Annotated in this window: 24 protein-coding genes and 1 pseudogene; 23 read left to right on the top strand and 2 right to left on the bottom strand. The window is 36.7% G+C overall.

The window, feature by feature from the left end:
• Nucleotides 1–3: 3 nt before the first annotated feature.
• The 6 genes and pseudogenes from ABH961_RS11545 to ABH961_RS11570 all read left to right on the top strand — a co-directional run.
• Complete coding sequence (locus tag ABH961_RS11545; RefSeq protein WP_001274751.1) at nucleotides 4–843, top strand: TlyA family RNA methyltransferase; 840 nt, start codon at nucleotides 4–6, stop codon at nucleotides 841–843.
• 142 nt (nucleotides 844–985) lie between these two features.
• A complete protein-coding gene (argR, locus tag ABH961_RS11550; protein ID WP_001032581.1) occupies nucleotides 986–1,435 on the top strand; it encodes an arginine repressor ArgR in 450 nt (149 codons plus the stop codon).
• Nucleotides 1,436–1,701: 266 nt separating this feature from the next.
• Nucleotides 1,702–3,441, top strand: coding sequence for a DNA repair protein RecN (gene recN, locus ABH961_RS11555; RefSeq protein ID WP_000947743.1), 1,740 nt, complete (start codon nucleotides 1,702–1,704; stop codon nucleotides 3,439–3,441).
• 118 nt (nucleotides 3,442–3,559) lie between these two features.
• On the top strand, nucleotides 3,560–4,858 hold the full coding sequence (gene spoIVB, locus ABH961_RS11560; RefSeq protein ID WP_048546381.1) for a SpoIVB peptidase: 1,299 nt from the start codon (nucleotides 3,560–3,562) through the stop codon (nucleotides 4,856–4,858).
• A 287-nt stretch (nucleotides 4,859–5,145) separates the two neighbouring features.
• Nucleotides 5,146–5,940: a sporulation transcription factor Spo0A gene (gene spo0A, locus ABH961_RS11565; protein WP_033658812.1), complete on the top strand. Its 795-nt coding sequence runs from the start codon at nucleotides 5,146–5,148 to the stop codon at nucleotides 5,938–5,940.
• 228 nt (nucleotides 5,941–6,168) lie between these two features.
• A pseudogene (locus ABH961_RS11570) lies at nucleotides 6,169–6,561 on the top strand (glycosyltransferase family protein); the annotation flags it as partial.
• Nucleotides 6,562–6,747: 186 nt separating this feature from the next.
• Here ABH961_RS11570 and ABH961_RS11575 read toward each other — a convergent pair.
• Nucleotides 6,748–6,894 carry a YycC family protein gene (locus ABH961_RS11575; protein WP_001247671.1) on the bottom strand — a complete coding sequence of 49 codons (147 nt, stop codon included), beginning with the start codon at nucleotides 6,892–6,894 and terminating at the stop codon, nucleotides 6,748–6,750.
• A gap of 50 nt (nucleotides 6,895–6,944) precedes the next feature.
• Between ABH961_RS11575 and ABH961_RS11580 the strand changes: the two genes are divergently transcribed.
• The gene (locus tag ABH961_RS11580) at nucleotides 6,945–7,673 is read left to right on the top strand and encodes a glycerophosphodiester phosphodiesterase (protein ID WP_048546379.1); all 729 of its coding nucleotides are present in this window, start codon (nucleotides 6,945–6,947) and stop codon (nucleotides 7,671–7,673) included.
• Nucleotides 7,674–7,721: 48 nt separating this feature from the next.
• Here the strand turns inward: ABH961_RS11580 and ABH961_RS11585 are convergent, their stop codons facing one another.
• Nucleotides 7,722–7,955 carry a DUF2627 domain-containing protein gene (locus ABH961_RS11585; protein WP_001190198.1) on the bottom strand — a complete coding sequence of 78 codons (234 nt, stop codon included), beginning with the start codon at nucleotides 7,953–7,955 and terminating at the stop codon, nucleotides 7,722–7,724.
• A 136-nt stretch (nucleotides 7,956–8,091) separates the two neighbouring features.
• On the opposite strand from ABH961_RS11585, the gene ABH961_RS11590 reads away from it, so the two are divergent.
• The 16 genes from ABH961_RS11590 (at nucleotide 8,092) to ABH961_RS11665 (ending at nucleotide 24,763) form a co-directional block, all read left to right on the top strand.
• Complete coding sequence (locus ABH961_RS11590) at nucleotides 8,092–10,164, top strand: sigma-54 interaction domain-containing protein (RefSeq protein WP_048546377.1); 2,073 nt, start codon at nucleotides 8,092–8,094, stop codon at nucleotides 10,162–10,164.
• A 195-nt stretch (nucleotides 10,165–10,359) separates the two neighbouring features.
• Nucleotides 10,360–11,259, top strand: a complete 900-nt coding sequence (gene yqiS, locus ABH961_RS11595) for a phosphate butyryltransferase (RefSeq protein WP_088048131.1) — start codon at nucleotides 10,360–10,362, stop codon at nucleotides 11,257–11,259.
• A 34-nt stretch (nucleotides 11,260–11,293) separates the two neighbouring features.
• On the top strand, nucleotides 11,294–12,394 hold the full coding sequence (locus ABH961_RS11600; protein ID WP_000171359.1) for a leucine dehydrogenase: 1,101 nt from the start codon (nucleotides 11,294–11,296) through the stop codon (nucleotides 12,392–12,394).
• Between the two features lie 87 nt (nucleotides 12,395–12,481).
• The gene (gene buk / locus ABH961_RS11605; RefSeq protein WP_000056197.1) at nucleotides 12,482–13,585 is read left to right on the top strand and encodes a butyrate kinase; all 1,104 of its coding nucleotides are present in this window, start codon (nucleotides 12,482–12,484) and stop codon (nucleotides 13,583–13,585) included.
• 4 nt (nucleotides 13,586–13,589) lie between these two features.
• The gene (gene lpdA, locus ABH961_RS11610) at nucleotides 13,590–15,011 is read left to right on the top strand and encodes a dihydrolipoyl dehydrogenase (RefSeq protein WP_000090438.1); all 1,422 of its coding nucleotides are present in this window, start codon (nucleotides 13,590–13,592) and stop codon (nucleotides 15,009–15,011) included.
• A 27-nt stretch (nucleotides 15,012–15,038) separates the two neighbouring features.
• Nucleotides 15,039–16,040, top strand: a complete 1,002-nt coding sequence (gene bfmBAA, locus ABH961_RS11615) for a 3-methyl-2-oxobutanoate dehydrogenase subunit alpha (protein WP_000852549.1) — start codon at nucleotides 15,039–15,041, stop codon at nucleotides 16,038–16,040.
• 13 nt (nucleotides 16,041–16,053) lie between these two features.
• Complete coding sequence (bfmBAB, locus tag ABH961_RS11620) at nucleotides 16,054–17,037, top strand: 3-methyl-2-oxobutanoate dehydrogenase subunit beta (protein WP_000290073.1); 984 nt, start codon at nucleotides 16,054–16,056, stop codon at nucleotides 17,035–17,037.
• Nucleotides 17,038–17,052: 15 nt separating this feature from the next.
• A complete protein-coding gene (locus tag ABH961_RS11625) occupies nucleotides 17,053–18,369 on the top strand; it encodes a dihydrolipoamide acetyltransferase family protein (protein WP_098068060.1) in 1,317 nt (438 codons plus the stop codon).
• A 340-nt stretch (nucleotides 18,370–18,709) separates the two neighbouring features.
• Nucleotides 18,710–19,888 (top strand): FtsW/RodA/SpoVE family cell cycle protein, encoded by a 1,179-nt coding sequence (locus ABH961_RS11630; protein ID WP_000831201.1) that lies wholly within the window; start codon nucleotides 18,710–18,712, stop codon nucleotides 19,886–19,888.
• Between the two features lie 107 nt (nucleotides 19,889–19,995).
• Nucleotides 19,996–20,700 (top strand): DUF421 domain-containing protein, encoded by a 705-nt coding sequence (locus ABH961_RS11635; protein ID WP_048546371.1) that lies wholly within the window; start codon nucleotides 19,996–19,998, stop codon nucleotides 20,698–20,700.
• Nucleotides 20,701–20,770: 70 nt separating this feature from the next.
• Complete coding sequence (locus ABH961_RS11640) at nucleotides 20,771–21,235, top strand: NUDIX hydrolase (protein ID WP_404519420.1); 465 nt, start codon at nucleotides 20,771–20,773, stop codon at nucleotides 21,233–21,235.
• Between the two features lie 121 nt (nucleotides 21,236–21,356).
• On the top strand, nucleotides 21,357–21,764 hold the full coding sequence (locus tag ABH961_RS11645; protein WP_000366594.1) for a YjdF family protein: 408 nt from the start codon (nucleotides 21,357–21,359) through the stop codon (nucleotides 21,762–21,764).
• Nucleotides 21,765–21,906: 142 nt separating this feature from the next.
• A complete protein-coding gene (locus ABH961_RS11650; protein ID WP_001998211.1) occupies nucleotides 21,907–22,320 on the top strand; it encodes a BrxA/BrxB family bacilliredoxin in 414 nt (137 codons plus the stop codon).
• Nucleotides 22,321–22,572: 252 nt separating this feature from the next.
• Nucleotides 22,573–23,352, top strand: coding sequence for a transporter substrate-binding domain-containing protein (locus ABH961_RS11655; protein WP_000735475.1), 780 nt, complete (start codon nucleotides 22,573–22,575; stop codon nucleotides 23,350–23,352).
• Nucleotides 23,353–23,388: 36 nt separating this feature from the next.
• Nucleotides 23,389–24,048 carry an amino acid ABC transporter permease gene (locus tag ABH961_RS11660; protein WP_048546366.1) on the top strand — a complete coding sequence of 220 codons (660 nt, stop codon included), beginning with the start codon at nucleotides 23,389–23,391 and terminating at the stop codon, nucleotides 24,046–24,048.
• The gene (locus tag ABH961_RS11665; protein ID WP_098076652.1) at nucleotides 24,041–24,763 is read left to right on the top strand and encodes an amino acid ABC transporter ATP-binding protein; all 723 of its coding nucleotides are present in this window, start codon (nucleotides 24,041–24,043) and stop codon (nucleotides 24,761–24,763) included. The genes ABH961_RS11660 and ABH961_RS11665 overlap by 8 nt, the downstream gene beginning before the upstream one ends.
• Nucleotides 24,764–24,845: the final 82 nt, after the last annotated feature.

Here is a 24,845-nt window from a genome sequence, read left to right on the forward strand (position 1 = left end):
CAAATGAGTGCAAAAAAAGAAAGAGTAGATGTACTATTAGTAGAGCGAGGACTTATAGAAACACGTGAGAAAGCAAAACGCGCCGTTATGGCCGGACTTGTATATGCGAATGAGATGAGACTTGATAAGCCAGGAGAGAAGATCCCACAAGATACAGAGATTACGGTGAAGGGACAAGTTATGCCGTATGTAAGCCGTGGTGGTTATAAACTTGAAAAGGCATTGGAGACATTTCACCTGGATTTACAAGATAAAGTTATGATAGATATTGGTTCATCAACTGGTGGCTTTACAGATTGTGCGCTTCAAAACGGAGCGAAATTATCTTATGCATTAGATGTGGGATACAATCAACTTGCGTGGAAATTGCGTCAAGATGAGCGTGTTGTCGTAATGGAACGGACAAACTTCCGTTACGTGACACCAGCAGACTTAGAACGTGGTTTACCGCAATTTGCTAGTATCGATGTTTCATTTATATCATTAAAGCTTATACTGCCGGTTTTAAAAACAATGCTTATGCCTAATGGGGATGTAGCAGCGTTAATTAAACCACAGTTTGAAGCTGGAAGAGAGCAAGTTGGGAAAAAAGGTATCGTTCGTGATCGAAAAGTACATGAGGCTGTCGTAGAAATGATTGTCGACTTTGCTATAAAAGAAGGATACGACGTAGAAGGTTTAACATTCTCACCAATTACGGGCGGGGATGGTAATATTGAATTTTTAATTCATCTGAAATGGCATGGTGAACGTGAGAATGGCGAAAATCATTCTCCAGTTTCTGTTGAGCAAGTAGTTACAGAGGCGCATGATGTCCTAAAACAAAAAGGAAAAGGGGAATAACATATGTTGTTCCTCTTTTTGTTGTAATTGTATAATGATTGTAAAAACAATTGTGTACAAGCAACGAATTATAAGTTAACATAAATAAGTGAAGTATACCAATGTTTAAACTATGGTAAGAGATAGTGTGAGGTGCAAATGTATGAATAAAGGTCAGCGCCATATTAAAATCAGGGAAATTATTGCGAACAAAGAAATTGAAACACAAGATGAATTAGTTGATATTTTACGTAATGAGGGATTTAATGTAACGCAAGCAACAGTATCGCGCGATATTAAAGAACTGCACTTAGTGAAAGTGCCATTACATGATGGGCGCTATAAATATAGCTTGCCAGCAGATCAACGATTTAACCCGTTACAAAAATTAAAACGCAATCTAGTGGATTCATTTGTAAAATTAGACACGGCAGGACATATGCTTGTGCTAAAAACATTGCCTGGTAACGCTCATTCACTTGGAGCACTTATTGATCATTTAGAGTGGGATGAGATCATCGGAACCATCTGTGGTGATGATACTTGCTTAATTATTTGCCGTACACCTGAAGATACAGGTGTTGTCTCTGATCGTTTCTTAAATATGTTGTAAAAAAAAATCTTGTTTGCTTTCCTCTGTAAAGTGGAAAGTGAACAGGATTTTTTTATTGGTTAAAAATGTTAATTCTTAATTGTAATATAATATTTTCTCTGAATAAAATTAGAAAATAGGTGGATTGACCCGTAAAACGAATGTTTGGTACAATGGAGCGGTTAGAAAAGTAATTTATACATACAAACATATAGTTTGACTATTTGAATGAAGAACTGAGAAAAGCCCTTAATAGGGGATTAGTTTATAACGAGGTGAATGGGGCATTGTTATCGGAATTATCGATTAGAAACTTTGCTATTATTGAGGCATTAAATATTTCTTTTCAAAAAGGGTTAACGGTTTTAAGTGGTGAAACAGGGGCCGGAAAATCGATTATTATTGATGCGATTAGTTTACTTGTAGGTGGCCGTGGTTCAGCGGAATTTGTTCGATACGGAACAGAAAAAGCTGAGATAGAAGGGCTATTTTATGTAGAAGATGATAAGCATCCGTGTATTGAAAAGGCAGAAGAGTTGGATATAGAAATAGAAGACGGCATGATTATTTTGAAGCGTGATATCGCTGCAAACGGAAAAAGTGTATGTCGTGTAAATGGGAAACTGGTCACCCTTAGTATATTAAAGGAAATTGGAAAAACACTTGTTGATATTCATGGGCAGCACGAAACACAAGATTTAATGAATGAAGAGCGTCATATGTTTATGCTTGATCATTTTGATGGAGATCGCATTGTCAAACAATTGGGTATATATCAAAATGTATACGCTGACTATGAGAAATTAAAAAAACAGTTAAAATCGTTAAGTGAAAATGAACAACAAATGGCGCATCGCTTAGATTTAATTCAATTCCAGCATGAAGAAATCAGTAAGGCGGATTTAAAGATGGATGAAGAAATTGAATTAACTGAAGAACGATTGCAAATTTCTAATTTCGAAAAAATTTACAAAGCATTAGGCGATGCATATCGCTCATTAAGCGCTGACGGACAAGGGTTAGATAATGTACGAAGCGCAATGGGACAAATGGAGAGTATTACACATTTAGATGAAGTTTATCAAGAAAATCATGATTCAATTGCAAATAGCTACTACTTATTAGAAGAAGTTGCATATCAACTTAGAGAAAAGCTCGATATGATGGAATATGATCCGAAGCGTTTAGACGAAATTGAAACGCGTTTAAATGAAATTCGTATGCTAAAGAGAAAATATGGAAATACTGTAGAAGAGATTTTAGCGTATGCTGATAAAATTGAACAAGAAATTTTTACGATTGAAAATAAAGACGTTCATATTGAAACGACGAAGAAGCAATTAAAGGAATTAGAAAGTGTTATTCTGCAAGAAGCAACGTCGTTAAGTAATATGCGTCATGAGCTTGCAGAGCATCTTACAAATGCCATTCATCAGGAATTAAAAGAATTATATATGGAGAAAACAAAATTTGAAGTGAGAATCATGAAGAGAGAAGGAAATGCTGAAGAGCCTCTTGTTGAGGGTGCCCCGGTAAGACTTACGGCGGATGGCTACGATCATGTGGAATTTTATATTTCAACAAATCCAGGTGAGCCGCTAAAACCACTTTCAAAGGTCGCTTCTGGCGGAGAGTTATCTCGTATTATTTTAGCTTTAAAAAGCATTTTTTCTAAGCATCAAGGTGTTGCATCTGTTATTTTTGATGAAGTGGATACTGGTGTAAGTGGTCGGGTTGCACAGGCTATTGCGGAAAAAATTTATCGAGTATCAGTAAACTCGCAAGTACTTTGTATTACGCACTTACCTCAAGTAGCTTCAATGGCGGATTCACATTTATTTATTCGAAAACAAGTAGCGAATGATCGGACAATTACATCAGTTACCGTTTTAACTATGGAGGATAAAGTAACAGAAATAGCTCGAATGATTTCTGGTGTGGAAATTACAGATTTAACGACAGAACATGCGAAAGAATTACTTACGCAAGCGCATCATTTTAAACAGACAGCAGAGGCTATCCAGTAATGGATAGCTTTTTTTCTCAAATAATGATTTCTTAATTCTTCCGGTTATAAATAAAGCACTGCAAGGAGAGATTAAAAAGTGAAGCCAAGAGGCTGAATGTGGGGTAGGAGCGAGGAGAGTGAACAAATTGAGATTAGAAAGATTTCGCAAAATAATAGGTCTTTGTCTCCTTGTTTCTTTAGTTTTTATTGGGTGTTTTAAACCGCTTCGGACGTTTATTTCATCCCCGAAGCAACTTGTTGTTTTTGAAGGGCAACAATCAGAAATAGCTTCATTACCAGTTTTTCACGCTTCATCTACAGATCGTCATGTGTTTACAGTAAGTTCCAATGAACAAAAACAAGGACTTATGGTAAATCCTCATCAAAATGGTGAAGCAGATATGGTGTTTCAGCTTGCTGGTTTTCCAGTGAAAAAAGTAAATGTGAAAGTATTGAAAGATTTTAAAGTTATTCCAGGTGGACAATCAATTGGTGTGAAGTTAAATACAAAAGGGGTACTTGTTGTAGGCCATCATTTAATTCAAACTGAAAAAGGGAAAGTATCTCCTGGTGAAACAGCTGGTGTGCAAATTGGAGATATGATTACTGAAATTAATGGTAAAACAATTGAAAGAATGAGTGATGTAGCGCCATTTATTCATAATAGTGGTGAAACAGGTGAACCGCTTAATCTTGTTTTGTTAAGAGATGGAAAACATATCCGCACTAAGTTAACACCACAAAAAGACAGTGGAGAATCGTCTTATCGTATTGGTTTATATATTCGTGATTCGGCAGCTGGAATCGGAACAATGACATTTGTTCATCCTGATTCTATGAAATATGGGGCACTTGGTCATGTCATTTCTGATAACGATACGAAAAAGCCGATTCAAGTCGAAGATGGACAAATTATGCGTTCGACAGTTACATCAATTGAAAGAGGTAGTCATGGGAATCCAGGAGAGAAATTAGCGAGGTTCTCACCAGATCGTGAAGTGATTGGTAATATTACAATAAATAGTCCATTTGGTATATTTGGGAAATTGAATACAAATATACCAAATGGCGTAATGGATAAAGCGATGCCTATTGCACTATCTCATCAAGTAAAAGAGGGACCGGCAAAAATATTAACAGTTATTGATAAAGATAAAGTGGAAGCGTTTGATATTGAAGTTGTAAGTACAGTACCGCAAAAGTTTCCAGCTACAAAAGGCATGGTAATAAAAGTAACAGACAAACGTTTATTAGCGAAAACGGGTGGTATCGTACAAGGCATGAGCGGAAGTCCAATTGTACAAAACGGGAAAGTAATTGGTGCTGTTACACATGTATTTGTAAATGATCCAACGTCAGGATATGGTGTTCATATTGAATGGATGTTACATGAGGCTGGAATTAACATTTATGAACAAGAAAGAAAAGCGAGCTAATTATTAATTAGCTCGCTTTTCTTTTGAAAAATTCGTTGAAATTTTGTAAAAGCTCCGCAAGAGGTGTTTTTTGTTGTAAAATAAAAGAAAAGGGTTGAACGTTTCGTTGTATTTCTATGATGGAATGTGTTGCGAAAGGGAATAAATGAACGATAAACATATTTTTTTGTGATTTTATCGGAAAGTAACAAACTTTAAAAGGGAATTTTCACACAATTGTCGAACAATTCATGTAGCCTAGAAGGATACACATGTCGGAGAATCGATTCGGTAAGGGAGGAAAAGCTGTGGAGAAAATTAAAGTCTGTCTTGTAGATGATAATAAAGAATTAGTATCAATGCTAGAGAGTTACGTAGCTGCTCAAGATGATATGGAAGTAATCGGTACTGCTTATAATGGTCAAGAGTGTTTAAATTTATTAAATGATAAGCAGCCGGATGTACTTGTTTTAGACATTATTATGCCACATTTAGATGGTTTAGCTGTACTAGAGAAAATGCGAAATATTGAAAGGCTAAGACAGCCTAGCGTAATTATGTTGACAGCATTTGGACAAGAAGATGTGACGACAAAAGCTGTTGACTTAGGTGCTTCATATTTCATATTAAAACCATTTGATATGGAGAATTTAACGAGTCATATTCGTCAAGTGAGCGGTAAGGCGAACGCTACCATTAAACGTCCACTTCCATCTTTCCGTTCAGCAACTACAATAGATGGAAAACCGAAAAACTTAGACGCGAGCATTACGAGTATCATTCATGAAATCGGTGTGCCTGCTCATATTAAAGGGTATATGTACTTAAGGGAAGCAATCTCTATGGTGTACAATGATATCGAATTACTTGGATCTATTACGAAAGTATTGTATCCAGATATCGCGAAGAAATATAATACAACAGCAAGCCGCGTCGAGCGTGCAATCCGTCACGCAATTGAGGTAGCATGGAGTCGTGGGAATATTGATTCTATTTCGTCCTTATTCGGTTATACAGTATCCATGTCAAAAGCAAAACCTACGAATTCCGAGTTTATCGCAATGGTTGCGGATAAGTTGAGACTTGAACATAAGGCTAGCTGAGAGTAAAGATAGTAAGGGATTTAAGTTTTAGTAAAGCTTAATCATTCTTTAAATTTATACTCGATATTAAATGTAAAACCAATGAACTTTTTATTTAATGACCAATGAATTTTAGAATTCGTTGGTCTTTTTATTTTATTGAGAACAAGAGATCATTTGATATCATGGAAGATAAATCCTGTTTTTAGTAATATTACATATAAGTGAGTTTTTTAAAAGATAATTAAAAATGAAAAAATAACTAGAGAATGGGTATCAAGTCAGTTCTCCATGTACCGTATTGGACAATGGTTTGAGCAGAAGAACGACACGATAACTAATTACGTATCGAACTATAGTACAACGAAGTATAAAATCGTTACTGTATATTCGTATGTTATCAAATTATTTGTTTATGTAGCTGTTCTGGCGGCTGTTATACTTTATAAAAAGAAAGATGAAAATGAATCGGAAGTTATACGAATTGCGATGATTAGTACGTTAGGGGTGTTTACTTTCTTATTACTATGGGAAACAGCTCCTCATTATACTTATGAAGCATTTGCATTTATGAATATTCCAGCTTCTTTAGGGTTGTATAAATTGTTTATGATTTTTAATAAAGAAAAGAAACATGCATAATTTGAGTAACTGAAATGAGTAGTAAGAAACCCCCTCTTTTATTAAAAGAGGGGGTTTAATTTATTGATTATAAATGTTTGAAAAAAGATTAAATGGAATCATAGTATATCTGTTAAAGGATTTTAGTAGGGAAGTCATCCGTGATATAATAGAAAATAATAAAAAGCCCTGCAAAACAGGACTGTATTATTCCTCGTCTTTATTTTGTTTTTCTAATTCAACTAACTTTTGAATTAGAATGTGCTGCGGCATATGCATAAGTTGTTCAAGTGGAACACCTAATGCTTTTGATAGGCGGACTGCAGTGTCTGGAGAAATTTGTAATGGTCTCATAGAAGTACCTCCTTTTTCGTATAGTATAGCATAAGATTGGGGGAGTGAGGATGACTCTTATATTTGCACATCGTGGTGCAGCGGGAACGTACCCAGAAAATACAATGATTTCATTTGAAGCAGCTGAATCTTTTAGAGCAGATGGAATTGAGCTTGATGTTCAATTAACGAAAGATGGAAAAGTGGTCGTCATTCATGATGAAACAGTGGACCGGACAACAAATGGAAAAGGTGCGGTTCGTAATTATTTATATGAGGATTTATGTAAATTAGATGCGAGCTATAAATTCGGTGATAAAGTAGGCTTTTGTAAAATACCTCTTTTAGAAGAGGTATTAGAATGGATTGATAAAACAGAGTTGCTACTTAATATTGAACTGAAAAATAATAAAATTCCATACAGAGGTTTAGAGGAAGAAGTTATAACGCTTGTACGGAAATGTAATCTAGAAGATCGTGTTATATTTTCTTCATTTAATCACTACAGTATGAAAAGGTGTCATATGATGGCTCCTGATATTCAAACAGCGATTTTATATCGTGAAGGTTTGCATAGTCCGTGGGCGTATGCGAAAAAAATGGGCGCTACAGCAGTGCACCCTAATTATCGTTATCTTCAAGATGCTGTTGCTGAATTAACGATGGAAAGTGGTGTAGAGGTTCGGCCCTATACAATAAATGAAGAAACGCTTATGCGTAAATATTTTGATATGAATATTTCGGCAATTATTACTGATTACCCCGAAACAGCAAGAATGTTATTGCCAATAAAAAAATGAGACCGCGTGTAACGGTCTCATTTTTTATTTATAAATAGTGGGGCCTTCCTACCTTCTAAAGCGAGCTTGTACTTTATTTCGTTTACGGTCTCGGTGTAAGACGAAGCCTCCGAAGATATAAAACCCGAGCCCGAAGCAGAGAGCGCCGATTAAAAATTGTAACCATAGTATAGAGAGTGGAGGAAATAGAATCCCGAATACAGTATCTCTCATTAACTTAATGCCAAACACAGCTAATGAAATAGGGATGAGTGCTAATGATAGAGCAAGGTAACGCTGCATATAAACGCTCCTTTTCAGATTATTTTGTTTATTTTAATGATGTTATATGAAAAGGGGGTTTGTCAAGAGGGGGCTGAACGAGTAAGATAAGGGTGTGAAAAATTTTGCAGAGATACTTCGAGAGGAAGTGTAATATATGAAACAAAAAGTTTTAATTGTTGGTGCAGGTGAAGGTGGTAGTACACTGCTGAATCTGTTACAAAGTTCAAATATATTTCAAATTATAGGGATTATTGATATAAATCCGATAGCAAAGGGATTACAAATGGCTAAGGAATATGGGGTTACAATTGGAGAGAGTGTAACGCCGTTTCTTTCTATGCATATTGATGTAATGTTTGATATGACGGGTGACGATGATTTACATAAAGATTTAATAAAGAAAAAGCATAAAGATACTCTTCTTATACCAGGTGATATTGCGAAAATTGTTACGAGATTAGCACATGAGAAGGAAAGTTTAATTGGAAAATTAGAAGAACAGACGCAGCAAGGGGATTTAATTTTAAATTCTACGCATGACGGTATGATTGTGATTGATCGAGAGGGACAAGTACGCCTATTTAATAAAAGTGCAGAGCGTATTATCGGATATAAAAAAGAAGATGCGGTAGGGAAATATATTTTAGAAGTTATTCCGACTAGTAAATTGCTTCGTATTATACGTACGAAACAAATAGAAGTAAATTATGAACTGACATTAGAGAATGAAAAGAAAATTATTACAACCCGTATTCCAATATTAAAAGAGGGAGGAGAGGTACAAGGGGCATTTGCGATTTTTAAAGATATAACAGAGGTTGTAGATCTTGCGGAAGAAGTTACAGATTTAAAGGAGATTCAAACGTTACTTGAGGCGATTATCAACTCGTCTGAGGAAGCAATTTCGGTCGTGGATGAAAAGGGAAGAGGATTAGTAATTAACCCTGCGTATACGAAATTAACAGGTTTAACAGAAGAGGACATTATTGGGAAACCGGCTACAACTGATATTGTAGAAGGTGAAAGTATGCATATGAAAGTACTTCGAACGCGTAGGGCGGTACGCGGAATACATATGAAGATTGGACAAAAGAAGCGTGATGTAATTGTAAACGTAGCGCCAGTTATAGTGGATGGGATATTGAAAGGAAGCGTTGGTGTAATTCGTGACGTATCAGAAATTCAAAAGTTAACAAATGAATTGAATAGAGCAAGGCAAATTATTCGAACGTTAGAAGCGAAATATTCATTTGATGACATTGTCGGAAATTCAGATGAAACAACGGCCGCTATTGAACAGGCGAAACTTGGAGCGAATACACCGGCAACAGTATTACTACGCGGAGAATCTGGAACGGGTAAAGAATTGTTTGCACATGCAATTCATAATGGAAGTAATCGAAAATATAATAAATTCGTCCGGGTAAACTGTGCTGCTATTTCCGAGACTTTATTAGAAAGTGAATTATTCGGTTATGAGGAAGGTGCATTTTCAGGAGCAAAAAGAGGCGGAAAACGAGGTTTTTTTGAGGAAGCGAATAACGGTAGTATCTTTTTAGATGAAATAGGAGAATTGTCTGCAAATACGCAAGCAAAACTCCTTCGCGTGTTGCAAGAAAAAGAAATTGTAAAAGTTGGTGGAACGAAAGCGATACCTATAAATGTCCGGGTAATTGCAGCGACACATGTGAATTTAGAAAAGGGCATTCTAGAAGGAGAGTTTAGAGAAGATTTATATTATCGATTAAATAAAATTCCAATTCAAATTCCGTCTCTTCGTCAGCGAAAAGGAGATATACCGGCAATTGCAGACAGATTGATTCAAAAAATTAACCAAGATTATGGTCGGAATGTAGAGGGGCTCACTGATTCGGCTATTTCATATTTACAATCATATGAATGGCCAGGAAATGTGAGGGAGCTTGAAAACATTTTAGGACGAGCTATTATCTTTATGAATTATAACGAAATATATATTGATGTCCACCATTTACCACCTTTACATACAGAGGAGCAGACTGAGGTAAAACAAAATAACTTATTACCTGAATTAGAAGAAAAGCCACTTGAACAATTAGTGACAGAGTTTGAAGGGCATATCATTCATGAATGTTTAGAGAGGTTTGATGGAAATAAAACAAAAACTGCAAGAGCATTAGGAATTTCGGTTCGAAATTTATATTACAAGCTAGAAAAGTATGAGTGTGCAAAAAATAGCATGCAATAAATTGCGTACCGTGCAATTTATTGCATGGTATACAAAAAGCGACAAAATAAGACAGAATGTTTTGTTATTTTCCAAAGTATTGATTTTACTGCATTTTGAATGCGTTTTCATTATTGGTAAGACCACTTTTGAAAGTTGGCACGGTATTTGCTTTATAAATAGACGAGGGACGACGGAAAGGGTTGATTACAAAATATGAAGTTAGAACACTTAATTGATCAAGCAGCAGGACAGCCTAAAAAAACTGTGGCTGTAGCAGTAGCTGAAGATCATGAAGTAATTGAAGCTGTAGCGAAAGCAATTAAATTACAGCTAGCTCAATTTCGTCTATATGGAAATCAAGAAAAAATAATGGGGATGCTACAAGAACATGGTTTACAAACTTCAGAACACATTGAAGTGATTGCAGCAGCGTCAAGTGCTGAGGCTGCAGAACTTTCTGTTAAAGCTGTAAGAAATGGCGAAGCAGATGTGCTTATGAAGGGAAACATCCCGACAGCAAATATTTTGAAAGCTGTATTAAATAAAGAGTGGGGACTTCGTAAAGGTAGCGTACTTTCACACGTTGCAGCATTTGAAGTTCCAAATTACGATCGTCTTATCTTTGTTACAGATGCAGCGATGAACATTGCACCTGATGTAACACAAAAAGCTGCTATTATACAGAATACTGTAGAAGTTGCCCAGGCAATAGGAATAGATTTGCCAAAGGTAGCACCAATTGCAGCGGTAGAGGTTGTGAATCCTGCGATGCAAGCGACAATTGATGCAGCGATGTTAACTCAAATGAATCGCCGCGGACAAATTAAAAATTGTGTCGTTGATGGACCACTTGCTTTAGATAATGCAGTATCACAAATTGCAGCAGAACATAAAGGCATAGTAAGTGATGTAGCAGGTAAAGCAGACATTTTACTCGTCCCAACGATTGAAGCTGGAAATGTGCTATACAAATCACTCGTATACTTTGCGGATGCAAAAGTAGGAGCTATGATTGCTGGCGCAAAAGCACCAATTGTTTTAACATCTCGTGCTGATTCAGCAGAAACAAAAGTATATTCATTAGCATTGGCAGTTACGACTGCTTCAAAATAAACCAAACAGGGTAAAACACTAGGGGGAAACGACAATGACATTAGAAATCTTCGAATACTTAGAAAAATATGATTATGAGCAAGTAGTATTTTGTCAAGATAAAGAATCTGGTTTAAAAGCAATCATCGCAATTCATGATACAACACTTGGACCAGCTCTTGGTGGAACAAGAATGTGGACATATGATTCTGAAGAAGCGGCGATTGAAGATGCATTGCGTCTTGCAAAAGGGATGACATACAAAAACGCAGCAGCTGGCTTAAACTTAGGTGGTGCGAAAACAGTAATTATCGGTGATCCACGTAAAGATAAGAGCGAAGCGATGTTCCGTGCATTAGGACGATACATTCAAGGATTAAACGGACGTTACATTACAGCTGAAGATGTTGGTACAACAGTAGATGATATGGATATTATTCACGAAGAAACTGATTTTGTAACAGGTATTTCACCATCATTCGGTTCTTCTGGTAACCCATCTCCAGTAACTGCATACGGTGTTTATCGTGGTATGAAAGCAGCTGCGAAAGAGGCTTTCGGTACTGATAATTTAGAAGGAAAAGTAATTGCTGTTCAAGGTGTTGGTAACGTAGCGTACCACCTATGCAAACATTTACATGCTGAAGGAGCAAAATTAATCGTTACAGATATTAATAAAGAAGCTGTACAACGCGCGGTAGAAGAATTCGGTGCATCAGCAGTTGAGCCAAATGAAATTTACGGTGTTGAATGTGATATTTACGCACCATGTGCATTAGGCGCAACAGTTAATGACGAAACTATTCCACAACTTAAAGCAAAAGTAATCGCAGGCTCTGCAAATAACCAATTAAAAGAAAATCGTCACGGCGACATGATTCATGAAATGGGTATTGTATACGCACCAGACTATGTTATTAATGCTGGTGGTGTAATTAACGTAGCAGACGAATTATATGGATACAATAGAGAACGTGCACTAAAACGTGTTGAGTCTATTTATGACACAATTGCAAAAGTAATCGAAATTTCAAAACGCGATGGCATTGCAACTTATGTAGCAGCAGATCGTTTAGCTGAAGAGCGCATTGCAAGCTTGAAAAACTCTCGTAGCACATACTTACGCAACGGTCACGACATTATTAGCCGTCGCTAATCATTCATATATTACTTTTACAAAAGGTGTGGTTACCTCTTATGAGGTTTCCACCTCCTTTTGAATTTATTAGTGGAGGTAGCAACAGTGTCTTTAAATCGAATTCTTGTTATTAATCCGGGTAGTACATCCACAAAAATTGGTGTTTTTGATAATGAAAGGCCCGTTTTAGAAGAAACTATTCGTCATGACGAAGAACAAATTGGAAAATATAAAAGAATTATCGATCAATATGAGTTTCGCAAAGAAACGATTTTAGAAGTTCTACATTCTCACGGTATTAACATTTCAAAGTTAAACGCAGTTTGTGGGCGTGGGGGATTACTTCGTCCAATCGAAGGCGGAACATACACAGTAAACGATTCGATGTTAGAAGATTTGAAAAATGGGTTTAGCGGTCATCATGCTTCAAACCTTGGAGGCATTTTAGCATATGAAATCGCTTCTGGATTAAATATTCCGGCATTCATAGTAGATCCTGTCGTTGTAGATGAAATGGAGCCGGTTGCTCGTATAAGCGGTATTGCTGGTATGGAACGTAAAAGTATTTTCCATGCATTAAACCAAAAAGCGGTTGCTCGTAAAGTGGCTGAAGAATTAAATCACAAATACGAGGATTTAAATTTATTAGTTACACATATGGGTGGCGGTATTACAGTTGGTGCTCATAAAAAAGGAAAAGTTATTGATGTGAATAACGGCTTAAACGGAGAAGGCCCATTTAGTCCAGAGCGTGCGGGTACAGTACCGGTAGGGCAATTAGTGGAGATGTGTTTCTCTGGTGAGTATTACCGTGACGAAATGGTTAAAAAACTTGTTGGACAAGGTGGACTTGTAAGCCTAATCGGTACAAATGATGCGATCAAAGTGGAACAAATGGTTGAAAAAGGTGATCCAGAAGCAACTCTTATTTATAAAGCAATGGCATATCAAGTTGCAAAAGAGATTGGCGGAGCTAGCGCTGTACTTCACGGGAAAATTGATGCAATCGTTTTAACTGGTGGACTTGCGTACAGTAAAATTCTTGTTGATGAAATAAAAGAACGTGTTGACTGGATTGCAGATGTTATCGTACATCCAGGGGAAGATGAATTACAAGCATTAGCAGAAGGAGCACTTCGTGTATTACGTGAAGAAGAAGCGCCGAAAGAGTATGTTGTACGAGAAAAACAAACAGTAGCTAGGGGTTGAGATAATGGCAAGAGAATATGATTTAGTCATCGTTGGCGGCGGTACTGGTGGATATGTTGCTGCTATTCGAGCATCACAACTAGGTTTAAAAACTGCACTTGTTGAAAAAGAAAATCTTGGTGGTACTTGTTTGCACAAAGGATGTATTCCTAGTAAAGCTCTTTTACGTAGTGCGGAAGTATACGCAACTGCTAAAAAAAGCGAAGAGTTCGGAGTTATTGCAAGTAATGTAGAACTAAACTTTGCGAAAGTGCAAGAGCGTAAAGAGAAGATTGTAACGCAACTTCATAAAGGTGTTCAACACTTAATGAAACAAGGTAAAATTGATGTGTTTGAAGGTATCGGCCGTATTCTTGGCCCATCTATTTTCTCTCCAATGCCGGGGACAATTTCAGTTGAACTTGCAAGTGGAGAAGAGAATGAAATGTTAATTCCAAAAAATGTACTTGTTGCAACAGGTTCTCGTCCGAATTCATTACCAGGTTTAGAATTAGACGGAGAGTATGTAATGTCTTCCGATCATGCTCTAAAAATGGAAACGCTTCCTAGCTCGATTATTATCGTTGGTGGCGGTGTAATCGGTATTGAGTGGGCATCTATGCTTGCTGACTTCGGTGTAGAAGTTACAGTATTAGAGTATGCGAAAACGATATTACCACTAGAAGATCAGGACGTTTCAAAAGAAATGCAACGTCTATTCAAGAAAAAAGGTATTAAAGTGGTAACTGGTGCAAAAGTATTACCAGAAACATTGGTAAAAGATAACGGAGTAACAATTCAAGCTGAACATAACGGTGAGAATAAAGAATTTAAAGCAGAAAAAATGCTTGTATCTGTAGGAAGACAAGCCAATACGCAAAATATTGGTTTAGAGAATACGGATATCGTTGTGGAAAAAGGATACATTCAAACAAATGAGTTTTATCAAACGAAAGAATCTCATATTTACGCAATCGGAGATGTAATCGGCGGCTTACAACTTGCTCACGTTGCTTCTCATGAAGGAATTGTTGCAGTAGAACATATTGCTGGTAAAGAAGTTACACCAATTGATTACTCTATGGTATCAAAATGCGTATATAGCAGTCCAGAAGTTGCTTCTGTCGGTTTAACAGAACAAGAAGCGAAAGAAAAAGGCTATAAGTTAAAAGTAGGTAAGTTCTCATTCCGTGCAATCGGAAAAGCACTTGTATACGGCGAATCAGATGGTTTCGTAAAACTTGTAGTTGATGAAGAAACAAATGACATTCTTGGTGTTCATATGATTGGACCACATGTAACAGATATGATTTCTGAAGCTGGTCTTGCAAGAGTACTTGATGCAACACCGTGGGAAGTAGCACATACAATTCATCCGCATCCATCATTATCTGAGGCGATTGGTGAAGCAGCATTAGCTGTAGATGGAAAAGCGTTACACGCATAAAAATGTGGATTTAGGAGGTTATGAAAAATGGCAGAAGTAAAAGAAAAGCGCCATGAAGAGCTTGGCTTAAGTGATGAGCAAGTATTAGAAATGTTCCGTACGATGTTACTTGCACGTAAAATCGACGAACGTATGTGGTTATTAAACCGTGCGGGTAAAATTCCATTCGTAATTTCTTGTCAAGGACAAGAGGCTGCACAAGTTGGAGCAGCATTCGCTCTTGATAGAGAGAAAGATTATGCATTACCATACTACCGTGATATGGGTGTTGTACTAGCGTTCGGTATGACAGCTAAAGAGCTTATGTTGTCTGCTTTCGCGAAAGCTGGAGATCCAAACTCTGGTGGTCGTCAAATGCCTGGTCACTTCGGTCAAAAGAAAAATCGTATTGTGACAGGATCATCTCCAGTAACAACGCAAGTACCACATGCAGTTGGTATTGCATTAGCTGGAAAAATGGAAAAGAAAGATTTAGTAACGTTTGTTACATTTGGAGAAGGTTCTTCAAACCAAGGTGACTTCCATGAAGGGGCAAACTTTGCTGGTGTACACAAACTACCTGTTATTTTCATGTGTGAAAATAATAAATACGCAATCTCTATTCCAGTTGAAAAACAATTAGCATGTAAAAACGTATCAGACCGTGCAATTGGTTACGGTATGCCTGGATATACAATAGACGGAAACGATCCGCTTGCAGTATATAAAGCTGTAAAAGAGGCAGCAGACCGCGGTCGTCGTGGTGAAGGCCCAACTTTAATTGAAACAGTATCATATCGTTTAACAGCACATTCTAGTGACGACGATGATCGTGTTTATCGTGATAAAGAAGAAGTAGAAGAAGCAAAGAAAAAAGATTCAATTATAACATTTGCAGCTTATTTAAAAGAAGCTGGCGTGTTAACTGAGGAATTTGAAAAACAAATGTTAGACGAAATTATGCATATCGTAAATGAAGCAACAGAATATGCAGAAAATGCTCCGTATGCAGCACCTGAAGATGCATTGAAGCACGTATACGCAGAATAGGGGGGAACGTTTCATGGCTGTAATGTCTTATATTGATGCTATTACATTAGCAATGCGCGAAGAAATGGAACGCGATGAGAAAGTATTTGTTTTAGGTGAAGATGTTGGTAAAAAAGGTGGCGTATTTAAAGCGACACACGGATTATATGATCAATTTGGTGAAGATCGTGCGCTTGATGCACCGCTTGCAGAATCTGCAATTGCTGGGGTAGCAATTGGTGCGGCAATGTATGGTATGCGTCCAATCGCTGAAATGCAGTTTGCCGATTTCATCATGCCAGCAGTAAACCAAATTGTTTCTGAGGCAGCAAAAATTCGTTATCGTTCTAATAACGATTGGACTTGTCCAGTTACAATTCGTGCGCCATTTGGCGGCGGTGTTCACGGTGCATTGTATCATTCGCAATCTGTGGAAGCGATGTTTGCGAACCAACCAGGTTTGAAAATTGTTATTCCTTCTACACCATATGATGCAAAAGGTTTATTAAAAGCAGCAATTCGTGATGAAGATCCAGTATTATTCTTTGAGCATAAGCGTGCATATCGCTTAATTAAAGGTGAAGTGCCAGAGGATGATTACGTATTACCAATTGGAAAAGCAGATGTAAAACGCGAAGGTGACGATATTACTGTTATCACGTACGGATTATGTGTTCACTTTGCTCTTCAAGCAGCTGAGAAGTTAGCGCAAGATGGCATCTCTGCACATGTCCTTGATTTACGTACTGTATATCCATTAGATAAAGAAGCAATCATTGAAGCAGCTTCTAAAACAGGTAAAGTTCTTCTTGTAACAGAAGACAATAAAGAAGGAAGTATTATAAGTGAAGTGGCAGCAATTATTGCTGAAAACTGTCTGTTTGATTTAGATGCGCCAATCGCACGTCTTGCAGGTCCAGACGTTCCAGCAATGCCATATGCACCAACAATGGAAAAATTCTTTATGGTAAATCCAGATAAAGTTGAAAAAGCAATGCGTGAACTTGCGGAATTTTAATCGGGGGGACTATACATGGCTGTAGAAAACATCACAATGCCTCAGCTCGGGGAGAGCGTTACAGAGGGTACAATTAGTAAATGGCTCGTTAATGTTGGCGATCACGTAAACAAGTATGATCCGCTTGCAGAAGTAATGACTGATAAAGTAAATGCTGAAGTACCATCTTCTTTCACTGGTATTGTGAAAGAATTAATCGCTGGTGAAGGTGAGACGTTAGCTGTAGGTGAAGTAGTTTGTGTTATTCAAGTAGAAGGCGCAGATGAAGTAGCAGCGACAGCTGTTGAGGAAAAAACAAAAGAAGAACCAAAGGCAGAAGTAGCTACGCCTGAAAAAGCACCGAAAGCAAAACAACCAACTGATGGAAAACCACGTTTTTCACCAGCTGTTTTAAAACTTGCAGGTGAGCATAATGTTGATTTAGATTTAGTAGAAGGTACGGGAGCAAATGGCCGTATCACTCGTAAAGATATTTTAAAGCTAGTGGAATCTGGAAATATTCCGCAAGCAGGTGCGAAGAAAGAGGAAGCGGTAGCAGCAGTAGTAGAAGTGCGTCCAGAAGCACCAAAAGCAGCGCCAGTAGCACAAAAAGTAGAAGCTGCAAAACCAGTTTCTGTACCAACAATGCCTGGCGATATCGAAATTCCAGTAACAGGTGTGCGTAAAGCAATTGCGGCGAACATGTTACGTAGTAAACACGAAGCGCCACATGCTTGGATGATGATTGAAGTAGATGTGACAAACCTTGTGTCATACCGTAATTCAATTAAAGGTGATTTCAAAAAGCGCGAAGGCTTTAATTTAACGTTCTTTGCTTTCTTCGTAAAAGCAGTAGCGCAGGCGTTAAAAGAGTATCCTCAAATCAATTCAATGTGGGCTGGCGATAAGATCGTTCAGAAGAAAGATATTAACCTTTCTATCGCTGTTGCAACAGAGGACGAACTATTTGTACCAGTAATTAAACACGCGGATGAGAAGACGATTAAAGGTATCGCTCGTGAAATTACAGAGCTTGCAGGAAAAGTACGTACGAAATCGTTAAAAGCGGATGAAATGCAAGGTGGAACATTTACAATTAATAACACAGGATCATTTGGTTCTGTTCAATCTATGGGTATTATTAATTATCCACAAGCGGCTATTTTACAAGTTGAATCAATTGTAAAACGCCCAGTAATTATGGATAATGGTATGTTCGGTGCTCGCGACATGGTTAACTTATGTTTATCACTTGATCACCGTGTACTAGATGGCTTAATTTGTGGTAAGTTCTTAGGACGTGTAAAAGAAATTTTAGAAAATACGTCAGAAAATAATACATCTGTATATTAATAAAAAGCTCGCTTATGCGAGCTTTTTATCATCTTATTTCTTCATCTACATTCTACTATATGTATAATATCTTCCCCAGTAATCTTACAATGAACGATTATGTATTAGGAATTTATGAAAATACATTGCTGATATATGGTATATGGATATAAAATAAGAAAAGAATAATTTTTTTGGCAAATCTTACTGACGAAACTGTAGTATAATATATTGTATTGTATGAAAAAGAGAGTTATTCTATATAAGTGTTTTATAGATAATGTGTAATCAGTCGTCAAAACATGAAGAATGTTGACTCCTGGTTTTTTATTTTGCTGTAACAATGTTTCAGGAGGATGTCATGAAAAGAAGTACCGAGTTTCTAAAAAGTTTAGATGTAAAATTAATATTAATTTTGTTAGCATTATGTGTTACGAGTATAGCTGCTATATATAGCAGTCAGCAAACTGGCCAATATGGAGAGGCAAACTTTGCGATGAAACAGGGTTTGAACTACATAATTGGAGTTGTATTGTTATTGCTTGTTGCAAGCATCGACTTAGATCAATTACAAAAATTGTCTTGGCCACTTTATATCGTCGGATTTGGTTCACTTATTCTTTTGAAAATACTACCGGTTTCCACTTTCACACCTGAAAAATTAGGTGCAAAAAGATGGTTTGTATTTCCGTTAGTTGGACAAATTCAACCATCTGAGTTTTTCAAAATTTCATTGCTTCTCGTAGTAGCAAGTATAGCAGTGAAACATAATGCACAGTATATGGCAAGGACATTCCAAACGGATTTACAATTAGTAGGTAAAATTGTGCTTGTATCCCTTCCGCCTATGGCTGTTGTATATAGCCAACCAGATACAGGGATGGTGTTCTTATATGCTGCTGCAATTGCATGTATTTTATTTATGTCAGGTATTCAGAAGAAATTGATAGCGTTATGTACAGTTATTCCAGTCACCATACTATCGGCGTTAATATTTATTTACGTAAGGTATGAGGATTTCTTCTTTAATAAGTTAGTTACGTTACTAAAACCTCACCAACAATCACGTATTTTAGGTTGGTTAGATCCATTTGAACATACAGATCAAGGTTATCAAACACAGCAATCGATCTTAGCTGTAGGTAGTGGCGGTATGGAAGGGAAAGGATTTGGCGAAGGGAACGTCTATATCCCTGAGAAGCATACTGACTTTATTTTTGCTACAATTGCCGAAGAAGGTGGATTTATCGTAGCAGCGTTAGTTGTATTCTTGTTCCTATTACTACTATATCGAACAATTATTATCGGTTATTCTGCTGATAATTTATTCGGTACATTATTATGTGCTGGATCAATCGGAATATTAACGGTTCAAATATTCCAAAACATCGGTATGATCGTTGGATTAATGCCTGTAAAAGGGATTGCATTACCGTTCTTATCATATGGGGGGAGTTCCTTGTTCTCTAATATGATTATGATGGGTCTCATATTATCCGTACGAAAAACGTATAAAAAGTATATGTTTTCCGTCAAGTAAGAAAAGCTGATTCGTTTAAAAACGAATCAGCTTTTTTACATATATGCTCTTAAACGTTGCAAACTAAAACAAAGTAGCAGTTTGAGACGGGTAAGGAGTGCAAAGTGATGCATATGCATATTTTTGAAGGGGCACGGCATCTTTCCAATAGTGAATGGGTTATTCGGGCTATTATAGCATACATATTTTTAATATTAGTTGCGAAAGCGATGGGGCAAAGATCCATCGCGCAACTTCGTTTTTTAGATGTCGTATTAGTATTATTGCTTGGTGGAAATATTTCTAACGCATTATCTGATGAAAAAGTAGGATTACTCGGATCAATGATTACAACGTTCATACTCGTTGTACTTCACATTATAAGCTCAGTCTTAATGTTGAAATGGGATAGATGGAGACGCTTTTTAGAGCCAGCACCTATTATTCTTATACACAATGGTTCCATTGATTTTAGCAATTTGAAAAAAGCGAGAATTACGGTGGAATATTTATTTTCGGAACTTCGTATGCGAAATGTGAGTGATATTCAAAAGATTAAATTAGCATTATGGGAAGCGAACGGTGTCGTTTCTATATTTCAGTATCCAGAATATGAAGCAGTTTCACGGCTTGATCTGAAAGTGGCGGGAAAAAAATCTCCAGTTTCATTTGTATTAGTAAAGGATGGGAGCATTCAGAAAGATGTTCTTGCTTTATTAGGGAAAACAGAAGAATGGGCGAGAGAATTTCTAGAGAAAAACGCAGAAGTTGAATCCATTATGTTAGCTACAGTAGATGAAGCACATAAAATAAATATTTTGTTAAAAAAATGAAAAATATACGCATTTTGTCGTTTCATACATATGATACAATAGTGTGGACAACGAAAAAGGAGGCGATACGATGGGATATGTAGAAGAATTACGAAAAATAGTTGGTCATCGCCCTTTAATTTTAGTTGGTGCTGTTGTACTCGTTATAAATGAAAATGGGGATGTTTTATTACAGCAAAGAACAGAGCCTTACGGAAAATGGGGATTGCCTGGCGGATTAATGGAGCTTGGCGAATCACCAGAAGAAACAGCTTGCCGTGAAGTATATGAAGAGACAGGAATAGAAGTGAAGAACTTGCGATTAATTAATGTATTTTCGGGAGCGAATTATTTTACAAAACTAGCAAATGGTGATGAATTTCAATCCGTAACGACAGCCTATTATACGGATGAATATGAAGGGGAGTTTGTTATGAATAAAGAAGAAGCGGTTCAGCTTACATTCTTCCCACTAACAGAACTACCTGATTATATTGTAGGATCGCATAAAAAAATGATTGGTGAATATATGAAGATTATGGAAAAAAGGATATAATAATAATGAAAGAAATACAAAAACACAGTTCTGGTTGGTAGTCCAGACGCATGATTTCATGTCAGTAACCTTCCCCTCCGGGATGTCCCGTATTTCTAATTTTTTTAAGGAGGGGCTGTCAGTGGATTTGACAGTATATCACGATGGTCAATTTTTTGTTGGAATCATTACATGTAAAGAAAAAGGGAAGTTGTATGGAGCGAGGTATATCTTTGGAACGGAACCTTCAGACGAAGAAGTGCTTATATTTGTGAACGGTTCAATGTTAGCGTATTTTCAGCACTTTGCAAAATGTGGCGTGGAAGTGAAAGAAAAACAGCGTCCCAAAAATATAAAGCGGATCATACGACAAGCAGCAAAAGAAGTAAATGTAAACCGCTTTACTAAGGCGCAAGAGGCAATTAGCTTATCTTATGAACTGCATAAACAAGAAAAGAAAGTGCAATCTAAGGAGAAGCGAGAGGCTGAAAAACAAAGAAGACGTTTAATTAAAGTACAAAAAGCAAAGCAAAAACATCGTGGTCATTAAGAAAAGGTGTTAGAGCAGGGCTCTAACACCTTTTCTATACCCAAATACAAGTAAACTTACTTGTATTTCATAAACATTAACTGGTAAGATACAAATAGGTAGTTTTAGAGGAGGGAAAAGATTGATTAATTTTAACTTTTTTATGAATGATGTTGTCCGCCAAGCACGTGAAGAGATTGTTTCTGCTGGATATACAGAATTGACGACGCCAGAAGCAGTAGATGAAGCGTTTAAAAGAAATGGAACAACACTTGTAATGGTAAACTCTGTATGTGGTTGTGCAGGTGGCATTGCTCGTCCTGCTGCTGCGCATTCTGTACATTATGATAAACGTCCTAACCACCTTGTAACGGTGTTTGCAGGGCAAGATAAAGAAGCAACAGCAAGAGCTCGTGAATATTTCGAAGGGTATCCACCTTCTTCTCCATCATTTGCTTTATTAAAAGATGGAAAAATTGTAACGATGGTAGAACGTCATGAAATTGAAGGTCATGAACCAATGCAAGTTATTGCAAAACTACAATCTTATTTCGAAGAGAATTGTGAAGAACTATAAATATAAGCGAAAAGGCGGTACGTCCACAATGAAGTGGATGTACCGCCTTTTTTTATTTAGTATTAAAATTTATGGGATATGCATAGTTATGTTGTTTTATGCAATATTTTATACATAACAAACGTTGTTTGTATTGAAATTTTATTTATTTTTATTTTATATATTGCATAAAAATTAAAGTGCTGATACAATACAAACATCGAATAAATATTCTATTAAACTTTTAAATATACATTATTAGGGGGAAGAAAGATGAAGAAGTTATTATCAATATCGTTTGCACTTATTTTAATTGTAAGTATGTTCAGTGCTTGTAGTAATGGGGAAGAAAAGGCTACTGGAAAAAATAAGAAAGTACTGGTTATGGGGACTTCAGCAGATTATAAACCATATGAATACGTAGAAGCTTCAAAAAGTGATGAAATTATCGGCTTTGATGTTGATGTTGCTAAATATATCGGAAAAGAACTTGGTTATGAAGTGAAAGTGAAAGATATGGATTTTGGTGGTTTATTAGCATCCCTTAGCTCAGGAAAAGTTGATTTCGTAATGGCAGGTATGACGCCAACGGCAGAGCGTAAAAATAATGTTGATTTCACAGATATATATTTTGTTGCGAAAAACATGGTCGTTTCTAAAAAGGATTCTAATATTCAATCTGTAGAGGATTTAAAAGGGAAAAAAGTAGGGGTACAAACAGGATCTATCCAAGAAGAGAAAGCAGCAGAATTTAAAAAACAAGTAGATTTCAAAGTTGAGGGACGTGACCGTATACCAGAAATCGTACAAGAAATTAAAGCTGGTCGTTTTGACGCTGCAATTATAGAAGACACAGTTGCTAAAAATTATTTAGAAAAAATGAAAGAATTACAAGGAATTGAAATTAAAGAAGCACCAGAAGAAGTAGGAGCAGCAATTGCCCTTCCGAAAAATAGTGATAAAACAGCAGAATTTAATAAAGTAATTAAAAAAATGCAAGAAAATGGAGAAATGGATAAATTAGTGAAGAAATGGTTTGGCAGCGAAAAATAAGCTGCCTTTCACTTTTCTGTGAGGGGAATGAAAAGAATGAACTTAGATTTTTCGGCGATTACGCCTTCGATACCATATATACTAAAAGGGCTAGAAGTTACTTTAAAAATTGTAGCAGTATCAGCGTTAGTTGGGTTTATTTTAGGAACGTTATTAGCGCTTTGCAAAATTGCTAGAATACGAGCATTAAATATAGCGGCAGATTTTTATACATCAATTTTCCGTGGTACACCACTTGTATTGCAATTAATGATTATTTATTTCGGTGTCCCGCAAATAATTGGTTATGAAATACCAGCATTCTTGGCGGCTGTACTAGCATTTAGTTTGAATTCAGGTGCATACATGTCAGAAGTAATCCGTGCCGGCATTCAAGCGGTTGATAAAGGACAAACAGAAGCGGCGATGGCATTAGGAATTCCATACGGAAAAATGATGCGAAATATCATTTTTCCTCAAGCTTTAAAAAATATATTACCGGCACTTGTAAACGAGTTTGCGACACTTACGAAAGAATCGGCTGTAGTAACAGTAATAGGAGCGACCGATTTAATGCGCCGTGCTTACATTGTAGGCGGTGAGACGTTTAAATATCTTGAACCATTACTTTTTGTTGGACTTATTTATTATATGCTAGTCATTATTCTTACATTAGTCGGGAAGGCAATTGAAGGGAGAATGAAGAAAAGTGATTAAAATTGAAAACCTTCATAAATCATTTGGAAAAAATGAAGTATTAAAAGGGATTACAACAACGATTGAAAAAGGGGAAGTAGTAGCAATTATTGGACCGTCTGGATCAGGGAAATCAACATTTTTACGTTGTATGAATGTGCTAGAAGCACCGACAAATGGTCACATTTGGATTGGAACGGAAGAAGTAACGAATCCGAAAACGAATATTATGCACGTTCGTGAAAATGTTGGAATGGTATTTCAGCATTTTCACCTATTTCCTCATATGACTGTATTAGAAAATATTACGTATGCTCCTATCAATGTAAAAGGAGTAACGAAACAAGAAGCTGACAAGAAAGCCGAGAAACTTTTAGAAAAGGTCGGTTTATTAGATAAAAAAGATACGTATCCGAATCGTCTTTCGGGAGGACAAAAGCAACGTGTAGCAATTGCGAGAGCGTTAGCGATGGAACCAGAAGTTATGTTATTTGATGAACCAACATCAGCACTAGATCCAGAGATGGTAAAAGAAGTGTTAGAAGTTATGAAATCATTAGTTACGACAGGAATGACAATGGCGATTGTTACACATGAAATGGGATTTGCAAAAGAAGTAGCAGATCGTGTTCTCTTTTTAGATGGTGGAAAGCTTGTAGAAGATAGTGTGCCAGCAGAATTTTTTGCAGCACCGAAAAGTGAACGTGCGCAACAATTTTTACAAAAAATATTGTAATCTGTAAAAGTTACGTGAATAATAAGTAGAAAAGGATGACATTGTGTCATCCTTTTTTTATACTAGCTGTAAATACGTTTAT

The organism is Bacillus sp. RC251 (assembly GCF_044908765.1).
Classification (GTDB): Bacteria; Bacillota; Bacilli; order Bacillales; family Bacillaceae_G; genus Bacillus_A; species Bacillus_A wiedmannii.